Raw genomic sequence first — 18,433 nt, 5'->3', positions numbered from 1 at the left:
ACGCCGGCGGCACGACCGAACCCGGAGCGGTCATGGCGCGGACTCCTGCCGCGCCGCCTGGACAAGGCGGTCGCCGTCCTCGCGCAGGAGCAGGCGATCCCGAACCAGCGCGTCCACGGACTTGGTCACGGCAGCCAGGTAGGCATCCGGATCCGGGTAGCGCTCCTCCAGCGAGGGCCGCGGATCCCCGTTGGCCTCCCGCTCCGCCCGGGTCCGGGCGAACGGAAGCTGGCTCCCCTCCCGGTCGCAGAGGGCCCCCGCCGGGAAGGGATCGGCGTAGAGATTCCAGCCCGTGAAGGTCGCGCGCGGTGCGGCGACGGCCGGCAGGCGAATGCCTGCCACGTCGTTGCCATCCGCGTCGACGCGGGGCACGAGCGGCCGGTACTGCGGCCCGCTCTCGGGCTTGGGATCGACGTAGGTGCTGAAGCGGGCGATCGTGTTCGGGGCGGTCGGGACCGGCACACCGACGATGAAGGGATAGCCGGCCTCGGCCGGCTCCACCAGCGTGCCGTCCGACAGGCGCGGGATCTGGCTGTCGGGCGGGGGCGTGCCGAGCGTCACCCAGTCCTCGAGTGCGACGAGAAGCGCCCGGAGGGCAGGCGCCGGATTGAGGGTGCTGCGCATGTTGGCGCAGGGGCCTCTGCTCGAGGTCAGTCCGGCGCGCCCGTAGTGGAAGCCGCTCGAGACCAAGTAGACGCGTGTCGTGTCGGGCAAGGCCAGGTCGGTGCGGCCCAGGGGATCCGTCGCCAGCAGCGAGGCACCCTTCTGCCAGTACTCGGTGCCGGTGTTCACCTCGATCAGCAGCGGGTCGAAGCCGTCGTCGCGCAGCAGTGCGCCGTTCCGTCCCGTCACCGGGTCGTGCTGAACCGCCGCGGAGAACGGGAAGGCATTCTCCGGATAGAGATGGTCCTCGTGCTGCGTGTTGGTGCGGGACGGTTGGCCGAAGCGCGCGTTCAGGAAGACGCCGCCGATCCCCGCGATGTGCGACAGCACGCCGTCGAAGACCCGGCGCCCGGCCTCGTCGCGATTGAAGCCCTGGGCGATGAAGTCGCGCAGGTACCGCCCGCTCTGGGAGATGCCGAGCGCGACAGCGTGCCGGATCGCTCCGCCCGCCGGGTTGGCGCCACCGGCGGCATCGCCGCGCAGGTAGGCGACCACGTCGCGCGTCGCGGCGAAGCCGATGCCGAGCACCTTCGGCTCGGTGGCGCGGTAGGTGAACTGGTAGATCGAGCCCGGCAGCGGCTTCGTTCCCTTGGGCAGGAGCTCGAGTTGCCGCGGCGTCGCGTAGTGCCACGCCTCCTCCGGAACCGGCCGCGGCGGGTCGGCCTCCCGGCGGCGCACGGTCAGCTGCGTGCCGGCCTTGTCCTGGCTGGCCGCCTTGAAGGTGAGATAGAAGGGCGCCTCTGGCGGCCCGCGCGTCGCGCTCACGAGTTCGTCGCGCACGATCTCCACGATCGGCTTGCCGTTCCTGGAGGCGACCGGCACGTCGATGGCCATGCCGCCCTGCTGGCGCAGCGCGTCCGCCTCCCAGCCCGACCAGACGATCGTGTCGCCGCGACGCAGGACGAGGCCGGTTCCGGCGTCGACGGCGTTGCGCGGATCGTTGACAGCCTGGGCCCCTTGGGCCGGCGCGTCCAGCACCCAGTTGAAGAGGAACTTGCGGCCGCGGTTCAGCACCTCGAACAGCAGCGTACCGCTGCCGCGGGCAGGGTCCTTCGGGCGCAGGATGAACAGGTCGGTCCTGTATTCGACCATGCCGCGCGCATTGCGCGGCGCCAGCGCGATGTCGACGATGCCGGCATTGGCCGGATCTGCCGGATCGAGCTCGCCGCGGGCGGCACCGATGACCCGCTCGTACGCGCCGGCAGGTCCGAATTCAGCGCCGTCGGCGAACGGCTCGACGGTGACGACCTCGATCTGGGTGATCCGCGCCTGGGTCGGCGTGACGCCGAGCGCGCAGCCGAGCGCGCCGGCAAGAATCCAACCGGTCCGCATGGTCCCCCCTCTCGCGCGGCTCGTTCTCCTGGCCGGCCGTGTCAGCAAACACAGATGGAACGGGCCGTCGAGCGCGCTGCCCGCGAAGGCATTGCGTTCCCGGACCGCCTGTCAGCCGGTCTCGGGAGGCCCCCGGGCGGGCAAGGCAAGCATCCGCGAGGGGCAGCCTAGCGAGGCGCGAAGATCGTCACGTTGCTGTTGATCTGGTAGGCGGCCGTTGGCTTCGTGTTGACCAACCGCAGATAGATCGGGCTCTCGCCGAGGATCGCGCCGAACGCCCGTGTCACCTTGAGCGGGAAGCAGCGTGCCAGCACAGCGGATGCCGCCTCCTCGTAGCGACGGTGCGCGTCCTGGTCGCCGACCAGTCGCCGCGCGGTGATGAGCGGCTTGCCCCGGATGGCACCCGTCTTGTCGAGGCCGAACCGGTAGGCAATCAGGGATCCCTCCGTGCCGGGCGGCACCGTCCAGCACGCCGCCATCGCCTCGCGGAACTCAGCCCAGTTGTTGACGGGCGCGACCTGAGATCGCGCCGGCAGATCTGACAGAACAGAGACGGCTGCTGCGAGCAGCAGCGTGGCAAACGGTTTTGCCAAGGGCACCTCCGCGATGACCGCCGTATCTCCGAAGTATTCTGCTCGAACAGGGCCGCGCTCTCGTTGCCGCGGCTTCACGTCATCGCCGACAGGGGAGGATGTGCCGTCGACCCCGATGCCAGTGACCCGGGCCGATCCCGGGGCGTGCTCGACGTCGCGGACCCACCATCGACGCGCCCGGATTCGCTCACTGACGCGGTGCCGGCGCGGGGTTCTGCGGCGACGCCCCCGGCTGTGCGGGTGCCTGCGGGATCGAGTTCTGAGGCGGAGGCGGCGGCTGCTGACCGGTGCTGGCCGGAGCCTGATCGTTCTGCAGGGTCTGGTTCGCCTGAGTCTGGATCTTGTCGGCCGTCTGCTGGCTGATGACTCCGTAGGAGACTGCAGCGGCGAGCGCGACGGCGATAACGGCTCCGATGATGGTCTTGGTCAGCTTGGGCGGCATCGTTGCGTCCTCCACGATCAAAGTCAGTCCGACGGCGGCTCCCGGTCAGATGACATAGGCGGCAACCGTGCCTGAGGTAGTTCCCCGGCCCGGATCAGCAGCCGCCCGGCCTCTGCGATCGGGGGGTCTGCCGGGACCGGAGCCGTCGGGCCCGAAATGCGGCCAGTGCCCGGGCTGGTGAGGGAAGGCGCGTCGCCGCGGCGATCGAGGTGGACCACCCGACGAGGATGGATCTCCGGCGCGCGCCGGCGCCGTCGGGACCCGACCACGCCACCGGGTTGCAATCGGTTAAAGAACGGTTAAGCTTCTACGTAGGTAATACGGGGGAGCGGTCATGAAACCAATCTATCCGCAGCGTGAGGACGGTCCGCGTGTCCCGCAATCGACCGCGATCACAGTTTTCCCTCAGCACGAAGACGAGATCCTCCAGGAACAGATGCGGCGGCAGCACAATGCGCGTGCCCGCCACCGTTCGGCGCGCCGCCATCTTGCCGCGCGGGCCCATAGCTGAGGGCACGGCCATGCTCGAACCATTGCTCTTCATCGGCCTCATCATCGCCGCTGTGGCTGCCGCGACCCGGCTCGGGATCGCCGCCGCGGCACCGATGGCGCCGTCGCGCCTCGACGCGTGGGACGGACGCGCCGACGCGGACGCCTGAATCGGCAGCGTCCTCCCGACAGCACCGTCGTCGCGCCCGCGAACGGGTGGGCTGGACTCCAGGCGTCGCCGAGCGCCGCACCCGTCTTCCCGGGTTGTCGGCTCCCCGCCGCGGAGGCTCACGGGGGCGGCGCGTCGGAGACCGTGGCGGTGTCGCCTGAGACACCGATCGTCGCCTATGAGCCAGCCGATCCGTCGGCGATCCGTCCCGACGCGAAGGCCTTCGTCACCGCTGAGCGGGACGGCGGCAAACTGACGGCGCTCCGGGCCAGCGTGGGCGAGGACGGCCTCACCCCGGCATGTAGCCGACGATGTGGCCGGCGGCGGTCGGTCGCCGCGCGGCCATGGCGTCGCGGCGCATCCCGGAGGCGTGCCGGCGATCGCGCGTGGCGCTGTGGATCGCTCTCCGAGAACGGCGTCTCAACTGATTTGGTGCAATCCAACGCAATAATCGAAGCAATAACGGCGCAATTCAGCTTGGCCATATGACCGTCCTGGGACAGCCGATCCACGGCTGCACGGATGAGGCAACCACCGATGGCCACCAAGATGATGACCAAGGGCATGACCGTCACCGACCACATCGTGGCCTGGTCGATGCTGACTGGCTTGGCGCTCGCCGTCCTCCAGCTCGCCCTGACCGCGGCGCTGCCGACGCACTTCGTCTGATCCGCCGAGCGTGATGCCTGCTGGGAGGTGTGTGGGGATGGCTCGGGTTCGGGATAGGCGGAGTGTCGGCAGCGTGGCGCTGCGAGGCCTGTTGACCGCGGTGTTCCTGGTGGCCGCCGGCATGAAGTTCGCCGCTGTGCCGTTCGAGGTCGAGGGCTTCGTCCGCTTCGGCTACCCGCTGTGGTTCATGGACGTGGTCGGCGCCCTGCAACTCCTCGGCGCGGTGCTCCTCTGGACGCCCGGTTGCGTCGCCCTCGGCGCCTGTCTGCTCGCCGTGCTCATGGCCGGCGCGGTCGGCAGCCATCTCCTCGCGGGCGACCCCGTTCTGATGCCGCTTCCCGCCCTCGTGCTTCTCATCCTGCTGGGCGGCGTCGCTCACGCGCGCCGGTCCGAGCTTCTGCCGTCCGGCAGCGACACGGAGATGCGGCAGGCCTGACCGTTCCGACAGGGCGGATTCGGCCATTCACGTCCGCGCGGGGGCGCAGTGGGGGCGCAGTGGGGGCTCGTCGGTTCGAGCCTTGACCGGCGCGGCCGCGAGCGGAGTGACGGGCACGCGGCAATCCGGACACCACGCCCGGCCGCCGCGGCTGGGTGCCGGCGACGTGGAAATCGTCCCCGGGCGCCGATCGATCTGCGGCGACGGTCACGCATGTCTGCCGTGCCGACACGGGTGTGGCGACCATCGCGAACCGCCGTTAAGCCCTCCGGCCCTACCGGCGACGCGGTACATGCGCCGGGCCTGGCCCATCGGGACCCCCATGAGAAAGTTGCTCGCGTTCGCCGTGGCCGTCGTCGTGTGCGCGGGTCCCGCGCTCGCCCTGGCCGATCAGCCGGCTCGGGATTGCGACCGGGACCCCGAGACGACGGGCGCGTTGCCCGGTGATCCCCGCAGTCTGTACCTGCCTGGCGAGCGACCGGTGAAGGCCGACCGAGACCCGCCAGAGGCCAGCTGGCAGGACGAGGCCCGAGAGACGTCCGAGCAGCGCAGGCGCGATCTGCTCGCCTGCGGCGTGGACTGAGGCGGGTGGCCGATCACCGCGACGGAAGGATCGGCGGCGTCAGCGTCAGCCTGGGACATCTTCGGTCCCCCGCCGGTGACGATCCCCTAACCGGGCCCAGGCACCGTGCTGGCGAGCCGCGTTGCGTATCGGCTCACGGGTGATGACACCGGACGCGCTCCCGCCCCGTGACGGGATCGGTGGCGCAGGACGGCCGATGCTTGGGGGGCCTGCACGCATGAGGGACGAGCCGGACCAGACGCTCTCGGACGAGGAGCTGGACCGTCTGGCGCGCGAGCTGTTCGCCGAGGTCCGCGGCGAGTACTCGGAAGCGAAAGTGGAGCGGGCCCTGAAGACCGCCGGTGAGGTCGCTGGGGAAGTGCTTCCCGGGATACCGGACTGGCTGCTCGACGGTAGCGACGACGCCAGCGCCGGCGACAGCGGGACCTGAACCTCGCCGTGATGCGGCCCGTCGTCGACGGCGCATCTCTCCCGCGCCGGCGCACGCTGGGCTGGCCACCGTCAATGCGGCACGGACCCTACGCCCCGCGCCGCCAGCACAGCCCCCAGCGCGCCGGCCAGCCCCTCCGGTGTGAACGGTTTGCGCAGGTAGCGAGCGCCCATCGGCATCTGCTCCTCGGCGGGCCAAGCCACACCCGACACGATCAGGATCGCCAGTTCGGGCCAGCGCGCCGCGACGGCTTTGGCCAGGGTGAAGCCACTCAAGGGCTCGCCTGCCAAGTCCACGTCCGCGACCATGGCCACAAGTTCGGGACGGGCCGCCAGATGAGCCTGGGCGGCTTCGACAGTGGCGGCCTCCGCGACCTCGTATCCCGCGTCGCGAAGGGCTGCAGCCGCATCCATGAGCTGCACGGGATTGTCCTCGACAATCAGCACAGCGCGTTGCGACGCGACGGCGTCTGCCATCCTGGATCTCCACACTTCGTCGCCGCAGTAACGCAGCGGACCCCGATTGCGTCCCACGCAAACCTGTCCGATGGGGACCGGGTTCGGGGCGATCACGCGCCGAACCCCTCGCACCGAGAGTGCCGGGTGCCGCGGAACCTGCTCGGCATCCTGGCGGAACGGCACTGCAGGCGCCCGACCAATCCGGCATCGCTCACCGACACGTCACCGTGGCGGTCTTCGGAGAAGCGAGGGCGCCTGCCCGGCCCCTCGATGACCGCAGCGTGCCTGGAGCCGGGAAGGGATCGGACTCTTCGCGTGGTGGTCGGCGCGCTAGACCCGAATCTCCTCGATGGCGAGTCCACCGGCCCGGAGATGGTCGGGGATATCGGAATGATCGTAATACCCCGCCTCGTGCGCCATGGCGTCGAGGGCAGCGAGCGGGTCAGGCGCCGAGCCCGTCCAGAGGATGGCGCCCGTCACCTCGTGCCGGATCTGAAACACCTTCACCGCAAGCCTCCCATGTTCAACGGCCGCGCAAGCGTAGCGTGAGTTCCGGGATCCGGAGGCTACCTACATCGGTCAGGATCCGGGTGCCCGGATTCGCTGCCGCGGCGTGGCGCATCTGCAGGGCTTGGCGGTCCGGGGCAGGTGACGTTCGCCCGAGGTCACGTCATCTTCCTCCTGCGCATCGCCATGAGCTCGGCTTCGAGCCCGTAGCGACCTTCGGAACACAGGCGGACGAGCTGCCTGAAGTATCCGCCTGGGTTCTTGATGCGGATCTCACCCCGGCGCACGTCGTCGTCGTGGAGCTGCGCGACGATCAGCACGAGCACCGAGGCCCGGAACGGACCGAGGGCTTCGCAAGCCTCGCTCCAGGCCGACGGATGCGCGCCGATCCCGCCCCGCATCAGCCGGCCGATCTCGATGACATCCGCTTCCGTTCTGAGGGTGACGCCGAATTCGGCAGCGACAGGGCAAGCAGCCGCGACGAGTGACGGTTCGGGCCTACGGGTCGGCTCAGGCTCCTTCTCGGGAGCCTTTGCACAAGGATCGCTAGGAGATCCGGTGTCTTGTTCTAAGTGACGGCCGGAATTGCCGGCAGAGGCGGCTTGATAGAAACGATCCTCCGCCATGACTTGCAGTTCTCCCCAGGCGTCGAGGACGACGTCAGGGGCCACGCCGGAAGCGCGTCTCCTCGGCGTGCTGCGCTCCAGGGCCTCCTGCGCCGCGAGCAGATCGGCGGCATCCGTGGCCGGGAAGCGGGCGCGCAGGGCGGCAAGGGCCTCCGACACCGCGCGGCGACGAACGGTCAGGAGATCGAACGCGCGGCTTCGCTGAGCGTCCCTCGCGGTGGCTTCCATGATCGCGGTCGCCCATTCTCCCTTCCGGGCGACGATGGGAGTCAGGTCGAAACCGTACGCGTCGATGACGGCGCCGCCCGGCCCGCGGATGGCGAAACGCTTGCCGTTCGCGCTGTCCCGAGGTGTGATGACCTCCAGGGCCACCAGGTCGCGCAGGCCGTAGCGGAGCGCGCGCTCCGACAGCCCGGTCATCCCGCACAGGTGCTCGTTCGAGGGCCACACCACCAAGCGTTCCCAATCCTGCTCACCCCACACGGCGCAGAGCGCCGAGAGGATCGAACGCAGGGCAGGGCGCAGGTTCAGGGCCTTGGCCGCGTCCCGGCCCGCGGCCGAGAGCTCCCTGCGCGAGACCGTCCGCCCGTCTTCGAGCGCACGTCTCCGGCCGGCGAGCGCGGCGCGCGTGAGCGGCCGGCCACCGGAATGAACTGTCTCCACCTCGTCCGCCTCCTCTCAGGAGGCAAAGCGGGACCGTTCACCCCGAAGGGTGTTCTTGACGACGGCCTGGGGGAGGGGGCATAAAGGGGGTGCGAATCGCCTGTCGCGCCCCATCCCAGGGTATGTCAGGTCCAAAGGCCTCGAGGTTCCCGCCTCGGGGCCTTCTGCTTTGCCCGTTACATCATGCCGACTTCTCCTCGAAGGCAGACGCGAGCGCCCACTCGATCGCCTCGGTACGGCTCCTGAACCGACCGTTCTGGATCGCCTGGTCGATGACGGCCTTGACCGACGGCTTCAGCCACACGTTCTGCTGGGTCATGCCCTTCTGCTTCAGAGCCTCCCTGCGACGTGTCTGACGGCGCGTGTCCGCCGCCTTCAGCTCAGCCAGCCGTTCCTCTGCGGTCATCGGTCCCCGCCCGATTCTGCCAACGTGACTGTTCATGTGGACCGATTCTGCAAAGTGAGTCCAGCGGCGACCCGGATTCGTACGGGGATGGGTGAGTTTGTTAAGGGCGACCTGTTCCGCGGCGGCACCGGAGACCGCGCCGAGAGCCTCCGCGGCGAGGATGCCAGACGCGGCGCTGCCCAATGGTCGGTGACGCCACGGCCGACCTTCGTGCGACACGGGCGGCGCGTGGAGGCGGAGCGTCCGTCGAGGTGCCCGGGGATGATCTCTGGCTCGGACCGGGACGAGCGGCCTGCTGCGGCGGCAGCGACCGGGACGGGCCCGAACCTTGCCGAAGCGCGGGCTGAACCGCGGCGGTGTCCATCGACGATGGCGGCCGCGTGGTGCAGTCGCTGCTCGCGACACGCTCGTGCGACTTGAAGCGCGATGGGGGAGGGCGTCCCGCGGCGGTTTCGCGGTCGCGATAGGGGCCGAGACGGCTTTGCCGGCCTGCGCCTGGCCTTTCCCCGGCCTTCGAGCGTGTCGCGCGTCCGACCTCGTCTCTCTGCCAGGGCTATCCGTCCGACAAGGATGGTCGAGCCGTCGAGGTTCGACACCGGCCAGAACGGCGGGGGACCGTTCCCAGGTCGTCGCCCGTCGGGACTCGCCCCAGGGCGGAGCGCGGATGGGCACCTGTCTCAACCATGCAGGGGCCGTCGAGCGTAGAAAATCCGCCCTCGGTCAGGATGCTCGTCTCAGGCGAGATGCGCGACGAGCAAGGCCCGGGCGCGGCTCACCCGGCTCTTCACGGTCCCGGTCTGACAGCCCATCACCTCCGCGGCAGCCTCGTAGGTCAGGCCTTGGGCCCCCACGAGGAGCAGGGCCTCACGCTGCAGTTCCGGCAGCTTGCCGATATGGGACCAGACGATCTGCAGATCGGACCCGTGCTCCTGGGCTGCGGGCGCCGTGAGCTGCGCCGCGGCGGCACCGTTCACGTCCTCGATCTCGCGCTTTCGCTTGCGGCACTCGGTGTAGAACTGGTTGCGCAGGATGGTGCAGAGCCACGCCTTCAGGTTCGAACCTGGGATGAACAGGTCCTGGCGCGCCCAGGCTCGGAGCACAGTCTCTTGGACCAGATCGTCGGCGCGCGAGGCATCGCCGACGAGCGAGAGGGCGAAGGCGCGCAGGCCGGGCAGCGTTTCGGTCAGGCCCTCGCGAAACGCGGTGGCATCGTCCTGGCGCGGCCCCTCCAGCGCTGCATTGAGCCGCGCGACGAGGTCCAGCAGACGCGGCGGTGTCTGTGCCCGTGTCACGGCCTCGTAGGCGGCGCGCAGCTGCAGGCCGAGATGATCCCGCACACCGGTGGGCAGAATCGCGGGTTCCGGAGGGTCCTGTCGGCTCGGCCGATCGACTCCGCCGTCTTGAGCAACCAGCGTGTCCGTCAACTCACGTCCTCTCAAAGCGCTCGCCGCACGAACCGATCTCGGGCCGCCGTGAATCCCGCCTGACGAACCGGCGATCTGCAGCGGGCCATCCGGCGGGAGTGGCCCGACCACGCGCGTCATCGAGCGTCCACCCCTCCAGATAGGACCCGCCACCTGACTGTACAGTGAACATCTAACCCCGCAAGCGGCGGATCGTTCTCCGCGGCCTACGCGTTGGGGCACGCTTCCGTCCCTGGGGGGCGGACATGTTGAACCGAGAAGGAGCCGAAGATCATCGCGCGCGCAGGTGAACCCCGACGTGGTCTGAGGCCGAGCGAGGAACAACGGATCGAGGTGAACGAGTCACGTCGGCGAGAGGCGCGCGTTCGCCGTCAGACTGAGAGCTGCGTGGGCGGGGCGGCTGTTGCCGGCCAAGTGAGGATCTATTGGGCAGCGTCGATGCCTCAGAATGTCGAATACTGGATCACGGACAGGCCGGACGGCCACTTCGACGTTGTTGTCAAGCTCGAGTCCGGCAAAATCTTTCGCCGCAGCGGGTGCATCTCGCGGGCCGAGGCCGATACGTGGATCGAGGGATTGCGAATGCTGATGGCGGCGATCGGCGCGCCCGTATCGGCCGCCGACGTGACGTCTGACGACCCATCACCCCTCGGATCACAGACGGTGGACGGTGCGGACCACTCCACCTCCTGAGCTGCGCGGGCGGTCGTCTCCAGGCTGGAGCCGTCCCGCGCGCTTCGCGCATCCGAACGATCCGGGCCCTGAGAGCGTCGACGGCCTACGCCTCGTTGCCCTCAGACTCCGCGCTCCGATCGCCGAACAGGATCTCGTGGGTGATCGGGTCGTAGAAGCGCATCACGTTCCGGACGAACGCTCTCGGCTCGATCGCCAGCGCCTCGGCCCACGCGCGGTACCGATCCGGAGGAATACGACCGCGCCCGGTCTCCAGCTGCGAGATGAAGGTGTAGTAATCCGCACCGACAAGAGCTGCGAGCTGTCGTTGCGACAGGCCGCGCGCCTCCCGCAGTTCCTTCAGATACCGTCCCCCCTCCCGACGCAGCTCCAGCACCTCCTCGGAGTCCAGGCGTTGCTGATGGGCATACACGGGGTTTCACCTTCCTGCCGACCGAAGCCACTCGGCGCGGCGCTTATACAGTAAACACCATATAGCTGGGACGGAGCCGCGCTGTCCAGATGCGCGGCGGCACCCGTCGTCCCCGCGTCCTCCCCGAACGGATCCCGTTGCTTGGCAACTACCTGAATAGCGCTATCATCCTGTAAGGAACGATTTGGAGAATGGCGCCGGATGCCCCACTACCGGTGCATGTCTCTGGATAGCGGCCCATGAAAGTCGAGAATCGCACGTACGATTGCCGCTCGCGGATCTGAGCGCCCGCGGGTCACTGACGCGAGCAGCACGGGAATCTGAGCCATTGGGAATCGCCGATCGTGCCGATCGATCGCAGGAAGAGGGCAGAATGGGCGATCCTTCGCTGCAATCGGCATTGACCATCGGCCTGCGCTCGCTCCGGCCGGTCCTGGCGACCGCCGTGGTGTTCGGGCTCTTCATCAATCTGCTGCTGTTCGTCAGCCCGCTCTACATGCTCCAGATCTACGACCGCGTGATACCCAGCCGGAGTGAGACGACCCTGGCGGGGATCACGCTGATCGCTGCATTCGGCCTGGCCGTCTACGCGATGCTGGAGATGCTGCGCGCCCGCCTCCTGGTGCGCGGCGGTGTGGTGTTCGATCAGAAAATCGCCACGCCGATCTTCGATGCCGCCCATCGCGGCACCTTGCTCAGGCCCGGCGCGCAGCACGATACGGCGCTGCGCGACGTGGACGTCCTGCGGGAGTTCCTGACCGGCGCCGGCATGCTGGCGTTCTGCGATCTGCCCTGGATACCGATCTTCCTGCTCGCCTGCTTCATCCTCCATCCCTGGTTCGGCTGGATGGCGCTGGTGGGCGGCGGCACGATCCTCGGCCTCACGCTGCTCAACGAGGTCGCCACCCGTCGGACGCTCGACGCCGCCAGTCAGGCCTCGCGCGAAGCGGGGCAGAGCGCAGCCACGGTCTTTCGGAATGGGGAGGTGCTGCAGGCCATGGGCATGGTCGCGTCCATGCGCGGGCTCTGGGGGCGCCGCCACGACGACGTCCTGCTCCTCCAGGCGCGGGCCAGCGATCGCGCGGGCCTGATCGTCGCGGCCACGAAGTTCGTCCGCATGCTGCTGCAGACCCTGGTGCTGGGCATCGGCGCGTATCTGGCGATTCACCGCGAGATCTCGGCCGGGTCGATGATCGCCGCGTCCATCATCATCGGCCGCACCCTCGCGCCGATCGAGGCGGTCGTCGGCAACTGGAAGGGGTTCACGGCGGCGCGGGCGAGCTACCGGCGATTGGTCGATCTCGTGGCCGTCGCCGGCTCGGAGACGCGCCGCCTCGTCCTGCCGCGGCCGCGCGGCCTGATCGAGGCCGAAGACATCTCGGTGGCGGCCCCCGGCGCGACGCGCCCCATCCTCAAGGCTGTGAGCGTCCGGCTCGAGCCCGGCAGCGTCGTGGGGATCATCGGCCCGAGTGCCGCCGGCAAATCGACGCTCGTTCGCGCGCTCACCGGGGTCTGGCCCTTGCTGGAAGGCACGGTGCGCATCGACGGGGCCGACCTGAACCACTGGGACAGGGCCCTGCTCGGGCAGCATGTTGGTTATCTGCCTCAGGACGTCGAACTGTTCGACGGGACCGTCGCGCAGAACATCGCGCGCTTCGCCGACCGGGACGACGCGCGCGTCATCGAGGTTGCCCAACGGGCTGGCTGTCACGCGCTGATCCAGTCGCTTCCGGAGGGCTACAATACGGTCATCGGTCGGGGGGGACACGGGCTGTCAGGCGGTCAGCGGCAGCGCATCGCTCTGGCCCGCGCGCTCTACGGCGAGCCGAGCCTGGTCGTGCTCGACGAGCCCAATGCGAGTCTCGACCAGCCCGGCGAGGCGGCGCTGATGCGCGCCGTTGCGGACCTGAAGCGATCCGGGACGACGGTGGTGCTGGTGACCCACAAGGTGAGCCTGCTGGAGGAGGCCGACCGTATCCTGCTCATGAGCGAGGGCCGCGTGCAGCTCTCCGGCACGCCCGAGCAGGTTCTCGCCCACGTCACCGGCCAGCGGCCGGTCCCGACCCTGGTGCCGCCCGTCGGCCCCGCGGCATCCCAGAGCCGCCGCAGCTCCGACGAACAGCGGAGCGCGGGATAAGCGATGACCGTCACGCGCGCCGCGATCCCGAGCCCGTCCCCCGAGCGAAGAAGGTCCGATCGGGACCGGTCGGGCTCCGCCGACCTGACGAACTGGCGCGCGTACGCCGTCGCCGGCTACGCGCTCATCGTCGCGACGTTCGGGGTGGTCGGCACCTGGGCCGCCGTCGCGCGCCTCGACCGGGCGGTCATCAGTCCCGGGGTGGTGGTCGCGGAAGGCAGCCGCAAAGTGGTGCAGCATCTCGAAGGCGGCATCGTCCAGGAGGTGCTGGTCCGGGACGGCCAGGCGGTTCGCGCGGGCGACGTCCTGCTACGCATCGATCCCGTGCAATCGCGAGCCAGCAACGATCTGCTCCGCGGCCAGCTCGACGGGGCCCTGATCCTCGAAGCGCGCCTCCGCGCGGAGCAGGGCCAGGCGCAGGATCTGCTCCTGCCGCCGGAGATCGCGGAGCGGCGCGCCGAGCCGGCCGTCGCCGGCCTGATCGACGACCAGGCCAGCCAGCTGTCGGAGCGCCGCGCGTCCTTCCAGGCGCAGCTCGGCCTCATCGAGGCGCGGGTCACGCAGCTGAAGACGGAGATTTCCGGGCTGGCGGTCGAGAAGGCCTCGGGCGAGCAGCAGGTCGCGCTGATCCAGCAGGAGCTGGAGGGCCTGCGCGGCCTCCAGGAGAAGAACCTCATCCCGCTCTCGCGCGTTCTGATCATGGAGCGCGAGCACGCGCGCCTCCGAGGCGTGATCGGACGGTCCGTGGCAGAGACCGCCAAGGCGCAGAACGACATCAACGAGGCGGGGATGCAGACCGCGCAGCTCAAGCAGAAGCTGCAGGAATCGCTGACCGCGCAGCTCCTCGACACGCGCCAGAAGATCGCTGAACTGCGCGAGAAGCTCATCGTGGCCCGGGATGTTCTCCGTCGGCACGAGGTCCGGGCGTCGCACCAGGGCGTCATCCAGGGATTGAAGGTCTACACGATCGGCCAGGTGGTCCGCTCGGGCGAGCCGCTGATGGAGATCGTTCCGACGAACGACAGGCTCGTGATCAGCGTGCAGTTCGCGCCGAACGATCTCGAGGCGGTTCATGCCGGCATGCGGGCCGAGGTGAAGTTTCCGGCTTTTCAGACGCGCCGCATGTCGGCGATCTTCGGGACGTTGACGATGGTCTCCCGCGACCGCCTGATCGACGACGGCACCAAGCAGGCCTATTTCGCCGGCACCGTGGAGATCGACGACCATCAACTCCCGGACGACGTACGACCACGCCTCCTGGCGGGCCTGCCCGCCGAGGTCGTCGTCTCGGCCGGCGAGCGCACGGCGCTCGACTATCTGGTGGCGCCGTTCTTCGATGCTCTGGGACGCAGTTTCCATGAACGATAGAGTCCGCTTCTCAGTCACTGTGCGGACGTGAGGTCCCGATGGGCGCGGTCATCTCGTTCTTCCGACCCGCAACGACGTGCCAGGGCGGCTGGTCGCAGCAGGAACTCGCGGAATTCTACCGCGTCGAGGCCGCGCTGATCCGAGCCGGCCTGCAGATCGGCAGCGAGCAGGGCCTGAGCGACGAGGCGGATCCCTGGTTCGTCTTCTGCCGGCCGGATGGCGACGCCGTCATGCATTTCGCCAGGATCGACGGCAGCTACGTCATCGCGTCCGATGTCTTGGACAGCCCGATGCGAGGCAGCGACTTCCGCGCCCTCATCAACGAGATCGCCCGACGCTATCCCGAGCTTCTCCCGATCCCGCAGGATGCCCGCGGGACGAAGCTCTCGGTTCACCCGGCGGCGCTGCTCGCGGCTCTCGTCGCGGCTGCGGCCCTGAGCCTGTCGCCCGACGACGCCCGCGCGGATGACGGGGAGCGATCGACCGAGAGCGCGGCGCAGCCCCCTCACGCGGGCCACGCGCAACAGCACGGGCCGTCCGAAGCGCGCGACACGGGCGATGCCGATGAGCGCGACAGCCACCGGAAGCAGGTCGGGCTGATCGTGTTCTCGGCCATGGTCTTCGCCGCGGATGCCCTCGTCGACCACCCCGCACAGGGTATCGAGGCCACATCATACCTCGGCGCGCGGGGCGCTAGCAGCGCCGTCCCGGGTGACCAGGGCAGCCTGTCGCCGACGACGGGTGGAGCGGCGAGCCCCGTCCAGTCGGAAGGTCCGCTCGGCACCGGCCGCCACGAAGGTCCCGCGAGCGGCGCGGCCGGTCTCGTAACGGCCGAGTCGGCTGCGGTCGCTTCTGCCCGATCTGACGCCGCCGATTTCGGGCTCATCGGCCTCAGAGACCCGGCCCTCGGCCATGGGCCGACCCGGGCAGGCGCGGAATCCGGATTTCAGCCGCTCGCGCGCGGCGCCGAGGCCAGCGCAGCCCTCGCAGCGGGTTCATCGTCCTCTCCGGATTCCAGATCGGACGGTGGCGCCGCGCCATCGGGGGACGCCGCGGCACGGGAACAGGGAGCCCCGTCGTCGAGCGCGACCGGTGAGGCGCCATCGCTGGCCCAGAGCGTGACCCCGACGACCGGTCACGCGGCATCCGAAGCTCCGCCAGCCCCGGTCAATGGGCTCAATGCCGCCGCACAGCCCGAGTTGAGACACGCGCAGCTCCCGGTCGAGGAGCGCTCCGGTAGCCCGGACAACGGTCTGCGAATGGGCGTGTCGCCGGAGGCAAGGGGACGGCACGACGCGGTCGCGCATGCGGATGCTTCAGGCATCGGCGCAGGTGCATCCGAACGGGAGTTGCACGGCGCGGCCGGCGACCCCAGTGCAGCATCCGATCCGAGCCCGCGTCCAACAGCGGGCCTCGCGCAGGTCCGGGGGGAGGTCACCGATCAGGGCCGCGGTCAAGATGGCGACGGGCCTGGCCGGAGCGCCGATGCGCCAGGCCATCACAAGGACGCGGCGGCCGTTCCACTGGACGCGGCCGGCGGCGCGGGTCCGGATGAACCGCCGGGTCTGGCGCAGGCTCAGACAAGCACTGCCGATCCAGGCTCGACGCGGGCCGGCGAAGGTCCCGGCCGGAGTGCCGCCGCGCCGGGCCACCTCCGGGGCTCGGCGCCGCACGCCCAGGACAATGACGGTCAGGGCACGGACACCGGCACGCAATCAGCGCCGCCCTCAGCCACCGTGCAGGCGAGCGGCGCGGTGGCTGCGCACGCTCCGGCCGGCGAAAGCCCCGGCCGGAGCGCCGAGGCACCGGGATCTATCCAGGGCCCGGCAGGGCACGCACAGGATGCCGGCAGCCACGGCACGGCGGCCACCGATCCCACCCCCTCAGCACCGGCAGCCAACCTGCAGATCGAGGCCAGAGCCGCCGAACCGGATCACAGGCAGGCTGGCGAGGGACCGGTTCGGAGCGGGGTGGCGCCGGAACATGTCCAAGACACGGCGCCGCACGCCCGGGATGCCGGCCATCACGGCTCGGCCGCCGACACGGATCCGGTCCAACCATCCGCGAGCGCGCAGACGCAGGCGGATGTTGCTGATCCCGGTCACGCGCGGGCCGGTGCTTCACTTGGCCGGAGCGCCGAGGCGCCGGGACATCTTCACGATACGGTACCACCCGCACAGGATAGCCGCGGTCACGGCTCGGCCACCGACGCGGACCCAGGTCCGCCGTCAGCCGGCACGCAGGCGCGCGCTGCCGATCCAGGCCACGGGCAGGACGATCGAAGCGGCGAGCCGCCCGGGCACCTCCGAGACGATGGACCGCACGCACAGGGTCCCGCCGTTCACAGCGCGGCTTCCAACGCGGACCCAATCGCTCCTTCGGCCAGCGCGCTGGCGGGGGTGAGAGCGGACGATCCAGGCCATACTCAGACCGCCGACGGGCCCGGCCGCAGCGGCGAGGCTGCGGATCACGCCCGAGAGACCGAACCGCATCTGCGGAACTCGGACGGCTCCAACCCGGCAACCGGTGCGAACGCAGGCATCTCGCCGAGCGGCACGCAGGATCGAGCGGTCGGGGCGGATCCCAATCCCGCGAACCTCGACGCGGGCCCGCACCACACAGGTCACGGCACTGCCGTTGCGGCCGCGAACGTCGGCACCCCGGTGGCGTCAGACCAATCGCTCTCGCGCCAGGGATCGGGAGGCGTGAGCCGCGATCAAGAACCGTCAAGCGAGCCGAGTCCCCCGACGAGCGGGGGCAGTCACGGTCCGAGACCGGCCGCCAGCATCGGCCCGAACGGCACCATCGAATTCGCGTCCGACAGCAAACCCGGCTCACCGGCCGGACCGAGCCACGCACCGGCGGACAGTGGCGTCCACGGAGACGTCGGCCTGATCGGGGTTTCAGATCACGGCGCCAACGCCCATCACTTCGACCTCCACTCCTGACGGGAAACCGAGGATCCGCGAACGGCAGGCATTCTCGTGAGTTCTCGACGGTGGCGCTCGACCGCCCTGAACTCGACCGGGGAGCGCGAAGCACTCGATCTGACGAAGAGCGGCTCATATCTCGACGCACGCAGCAGAGCGCGCGCGTCGATGATCGGCGTCGCCACATCCAGCACCGCCTCGTCAGAGGACGTGGCCGTCGCCATTCGTCCTGCGAGAACGCTCCGCGGTTTCACCGGCCAGGATCGATGCGTCGCCTGTCGGGTGCAGCGTTGCCGACATCCGTCGGATCCGCTGTCTCACGCTTGGACGGCGAGAGGCTGCTCCGCATGATGGTGAATGTCCAGGCTCGAAGATGGCCACGAGGACGAAAGCGATCCTGACACAGCCAAGCCCTGAGCAGCGTCTCTTGAACCAAGTCCTCAGCCTGATCGGCCGTCTCCGCCATCGACCTTGCGAATCGCTTCAGGTCGGGCAGCAACTCCACGAGGGCTGCCCGGAAACGGTCCGCGTCGAACGCCGGATCCCGATCGGCCGCCGCATTGAGATCCCCTGAATGCGGAAGACGCAGATGGATCTTGTCGGGGCCGGACGCGGCAGGCGGACACTCTGGTCCGCCATCAGGCCTGAAGGACGGCGATCCAGCCCTATCACCGGGGACCGACCGTGAGCGCGTGTCCGGATGGCACGGCATGCGATGCTCGATTCCACACTGACCGGAGGCATTGTACAGCAGCATCATAATAGAGGTTTGCTGTACAGCCCTCAAGGCCGCGCCTTCGGCACAGCGCGGTCGTCGGTGCCGGGCGAACGACGAGTGGCCGAGGCGTTCGGCCCGACAGGTCGGGAGAGGCACGAAGCAGGCAGATGTCCGGGATCAGTCAGCCCTCGCGCGACGCGGGGAACCGCCTTCGCGGTTGCGCGCGATCTCTCGGCTGATCGGGATGGCCTTGCGGCCGATCGAACGCCCATCACAGAAGGTGAC

The 18,433-nt window shown here is 69.6% G+C and carries 19 protein-coding genes; 9 read left to right on the top strand and 10 right to left on the bottom strand.

Annotation, left to right across the window (positions count from 1 at the left end):
* Positions 1-30: 30 nt before the first annotated feature.
* The 3 genes from LXM90_RS30010 to LXM90_RS30000 all read right to left on the bottom strand — a co-directional run bounded on the left by LXM90_RS30010 (position 31) and on the right by LXM90_RS30000 (position 3,030).
* A complete protein-coding gene (locus LXM90_RS30010; RefSeq protein ID WP_020095918.1) occupies positions 31-1,995 on the bottom strand; it encodes an alpha/beta hydrolase domain-containing protein in 1,965 nt (654 codons plus the stop codon).
* 167 nt (positions 1,996-2,162) lie between these two features.
* Positions 2,163-2,594 carry a hypothetical protein gene (locus tag LXM90_RS30005; protein WP_234083319.1) on the bottom strand — a complete coding sequence of 144 codons (432 nt, stop codon included), beginning with the start codon at positions 2,592-2,594 and terminating at the stop codon, positions 2,163-2,165.
* 181 nt (positions 2,595-2,775) lie between these two features.
* Positions 2,776-3,030 (bottom strand): hypothetical protein, encoded by a 255-nt coding sequence (locus LXM90_RS30000; RefSeq protein WP_026605357.1) that lies wholly within the window; start codon positions 3,028-3,030, stop codon positions 2,776-2,778.
* Between the two features lie 521 nt (positions 3,031-3,551).
* Between LXM90_RS30000 and LXM90_RS29995 the strand changes: the two genes are divergently transcribed.
* The 5 genes from LXM90_RS29995 (at position 3,552) to LXM90_RS29980 (ending at position 5,806) form a co-directional block, all read left to right on the top strand.
* Entirely contained in the window at positions 3,552-3,689 is a 138-nt protein-coding gene (locus LXM90_RS29995; RefSeq protein WP_157861912.1) for a hypothetical protein, read from the top strand.
* A gap of 536 nt (positions 3,690-4,225) precedes the next feature.
* Complete coding sequence (locus LXM90_RS31960) at positions 4,226-4,357, top strand: hypothetical protein (protein WP_020095914.1); 132 nt, start codon at positions 4,226-4,228, stop codon at positions 4,355-4,357.
* Between the two features lie 37 nt (positions 4,358-4,394).
* The gene (locus LXM90_RS29990) at positions 4,395-4,793 is read left to right on the top strand and encodes a DoxX family protein (RefSeq protein WP_026605356.1); all 399 of its coding nucleotides are present in this window, start codon (positions 4,395-4,397) and stop codon (positions 4,791-4,793) included.
* 322 nt (positions 4,794-5,115) lie between these two features.
* Complete coding sequence (locus LXM90_RS29985) at positions 5,116-5,376, top strand: hypothetical protein (protein ID WP_026605355.1); 261 nt, start codon at positions 5,116-5,118, stop codon at positions 5,374-5,376.
* Positions 5,377-5,593: 217 nt separating this feature from the next.
* On the top strand, positions 5,594-5,806 hold the full coding sequence (locus tag LXM90_RS29980; protein WP_020095911.1) for a hypothetical protein: 213 nt from the start codon (positions 5,594-5,596) through the stop codon (positions 5,804-5,806).
* Positions 5,807-5,877: 71 nt separating this feature from the next.
* Here LXM90_RS29980 and LXM90_RS29975 read toward each other — a convergent pair whose 3' ends face one another.
* The 5 genes from LXM90_RS29975 to LXM90_RS29955 all read right to left on the bottom strand — a co-directional run bounded on the left by LXM90_RS29975 (position 5,878) and on the right by LXM90_RS29955 (position 9,890).
* A complete protein-coding gene (locus LXM90_RS29975) occupies positions 5,878-6,282 on the bottom strand; it encodes a response regulator (protein ID WP_020095910.1) in 405 nt (134 codons plus the stop codon).
* Between the two features lie 312 nt (positions 6,283-6,594).
* Positions 6,595-6,771, bottom strand: coding sequence for a hypothetical protein (locus LXM90_RS29970; protein WP_020095909.1), 177 nt, complete (start codon positions 6,769-6,771; stop codon positions 6,595-6,597).
* 158 nt (positions 6,772-6,929) lie between these two features.
* Positions 6,930-8,060, bottom strand: a complete 1,131-nt coding sequence (gene repC, locus LXM90_RS29965) for a plasmid replication protein RepC (RefSeq protein WP_020095908.1) — start codon at positions 8,058-8,060, stop codon at positions 6,930-6,932.
* A gap of 181 nt (positions 8,061-8,241) precedes the next feature.
* Positions 8,242-8,466, bottom strand: a complete 225-nt coding sequence (locus LXM90_RS29960) for a hypothetical protein (protein ID WP_020095907.1) — start codon at positions 8,464-8,466, stop codon at positions 8,242-8,244.
* A 734-nt stretch (positions 8,467-9,200) separates the two neighbouring features.
* Positions 9,201-9,890, bottom strand: coding sequence for a sigma-70 family RNA polymerase sigma factor (locus tag LXM90_RS29955; protein ID WP_026605354.1), 690 nt, complete (start codon positions 9,888-9,890; stop codon positions 9,201-9,203).
* Between the two features lie 438 nt (positions 9,891-10,328).
* Between LXM90_RS29955 and LXM90_RS29950 the strand changes: the two genes are divergently transcribed.
* Positions 10,329-10,583 (top strand): hypothetical protein, encoded by a 255-nt coding sequence (locus tag LXM90_RS29950; protein ID WP_020095905.1) that lies wholly within the window; start codon positions 10,329-10,331, stop codon positions 10,581-10,583.
* A gap of 85 nt (positions 10,584-10,668) precedes the next feature.
* Here LXM90_RS29950 and LXM90_RS29945 read toward each other — a convergent pair whose 3' ends face one another.
* Positions 10,669-10,995, bottom strand: coding sequence for a helix-turn-helix domain-containing protein (locus LXM90_RS29945; RefSeq protein ID WP_234083194.1), 327 nt, complete (start codon positions 10,993-10,995; stop codon positions 10,669-10,671).
* Between the two features lie 373 nt (positions 10,996-11,368).
* Between LXM90_RS29945 and LXM90_RS29940 the strand changes: the two genes are divergently transcribed.
* From LXM90_RS29940 to LXM90_RS29930, 3 genes are read left to right on the top strand one after another with little or no spacing between them, the layout of a single operon-like run.
* Positions 11,369-13,132, top strand: coding sequence for a type I secretion system permease/ATPase (locus LXM90_RS29940; RefSeq protein WP_020095903.1), 1,764 nt, complete (start codon positions 11,369-11,371; stop codon positions 13,130-13,132).
* A gap of 3 nt (positions 13,133-13,135) precedes the next feature.
* Positions 13,136-14,500 (top strand): HlyD family type I secretion periplasmic adaptor subunit, encoded by a 1,365-nt coding sequence (locus LXM90_RS29935; protein WP_020095902.1) that lies wholly within the window; start codon positions 13,136-13,138, stop codon positions 14,498-14,500.
* 38 nt (positions 14,501-14,538) lie between these two features.
* Positions 14,539-17,448 carry a hypothetical protein gene (locus LXM90_RS29930; protein WP_106735961.1) on the top strand — a complete coding sequence of 970 codons (2,910 nt, stop codon included), beginning with the start codon at positions 14,539-14,541 and terminating at the stop codon, positions 17,446-17,448.
* A gap of 232 nt (positions 17,449-17,680) precedes the next feature.
* Here the strand turns inward: LXM90_RS29930 and LXM90_RS29925 are convergent, their stop codons facing one another.
* On the bottom strand, positions 17,681-17,896 hold the full coding sequence (locus LXM90_RS29925) for a sigma factor (protein ID WP_234083318.1): 216 nt from the start codon (positions 17,894-17,896) through the stop codon (positions 17,681-17,683).
* Positions 17,897-18,433 lie beyond the last annotated feature (537 nt).

Source organism: Methylobacterium oryzae, from assembly GCF_021398735.1.
In the GTDB taxonomy this organism is placed as follows: Bacteria; Pseudomonadota; Alphaproteobacteria; order Rhizobiales; family Beijerinckiaceae; genus Methylobacterium.
This window is presented reverse-complemented; position numbering and strand designations above follow the sequence as displayed.

Bases quoted from the DNA above. Each gene is read 5' to 3' on its own strand.
- LXM90_RS30010 (WP_020095918.1), bottom strand. From the start codon at position 1,995: ATGCGGACCGGTTGGATTCTTGCCGGCGCGCTCGGCTGCGCGCTCGGC.
- LXM90_RS30000 (WP_026605357.1), bottom strand. From the start codon at position 3,030: ATGCCGCCCAAGCTGACCAAGACCATCATCGGAGCCGTTATCGCCGTC.
- LXM90_RS29995 (WP_157861912.1), top strand. From the start codon at position 3,552: ATGCTCGAACCATTGCTCTTCATCGGCCTCATCATCGCCGCTGTGGCT.
- LXM90_RS31960 (WP_020095914.1), top strand. From the start codon at position 4,226: ATGGCCACCAAGATGATGACCAAGGGCATGACCGTCACCGACCACATC.
- LXM90_RS29990 (WP_026605356.1), top strand. From the start codon at position 4,395: ATGGCTCGGGTTCGGGATAGGCGGAGTGTCGGCAGCGTGGCGCTGCGA.
- LXM90_RS29985 (WP_026605355.1), top strand. From the start codon at position 5,116: ATGAGAAAGTTGCTCGCGTTCGCCGTGGCCGTCGTCGTGTGCGCGGGT.
- LXM90_RS29980 (WP_020095911.1), top strand. From the start codon at position 5,594: ATGAGGGACGAGCCGGACCAGACGCTCTCGGACGAGGAGCTGGACCGT.
- LXM90_RS29975 (WP_020095910.1), bottom strand. From the start codon at position 6,282: ATGGCAGACGCCGTCGCGTCGCAACGCGCTGTGCTGATTGTCGAGGAC.
- LXM90_RS29960 (WP_020095907.1), bottom strand. From the start codon at position 8,466: ATGACCGCAGAGGAACGGCTGGCTGAGCTGAAGGCGGCGGACACGCGC.
- LXM90_RS29950 (WP_020095905.1), top strand. From the start codon at position 10,329: ATGCCTCAGAATGTCGAATACTGGATCACGGACAGGCCGGACGGCCAC.
- LXM90_RS29940 (WP_020095903.1), top strand. From the start codon at position 11,369: ATGGGCGATCCTTCGCTGCAATCGGCATTGACCATCGGCCTGCGCTCG.
- LXM90_RS29935 (WP_020095902.1), top strand. From the start codon at position 13,136: ATGACCGTCACGCGCGCCGCGATCCCGAGCCCGTCCCCCGAGCGAAGA.
- LXM90_RS29930 (WP_106735961.1), top strand. From the start codon at position 14,539: ATGGGCGCGGTCATCTCGTTCTTCCGACCCGCAACGACGTGCCAGGGC.
- LXM90_RS29925 (WP_234083318.1), bottom strand. From the start codon at position 17,896: ATGGCGGAGACGGCCGATCAGGCTGAGGACTTGGTTCAAGAGACGCTG.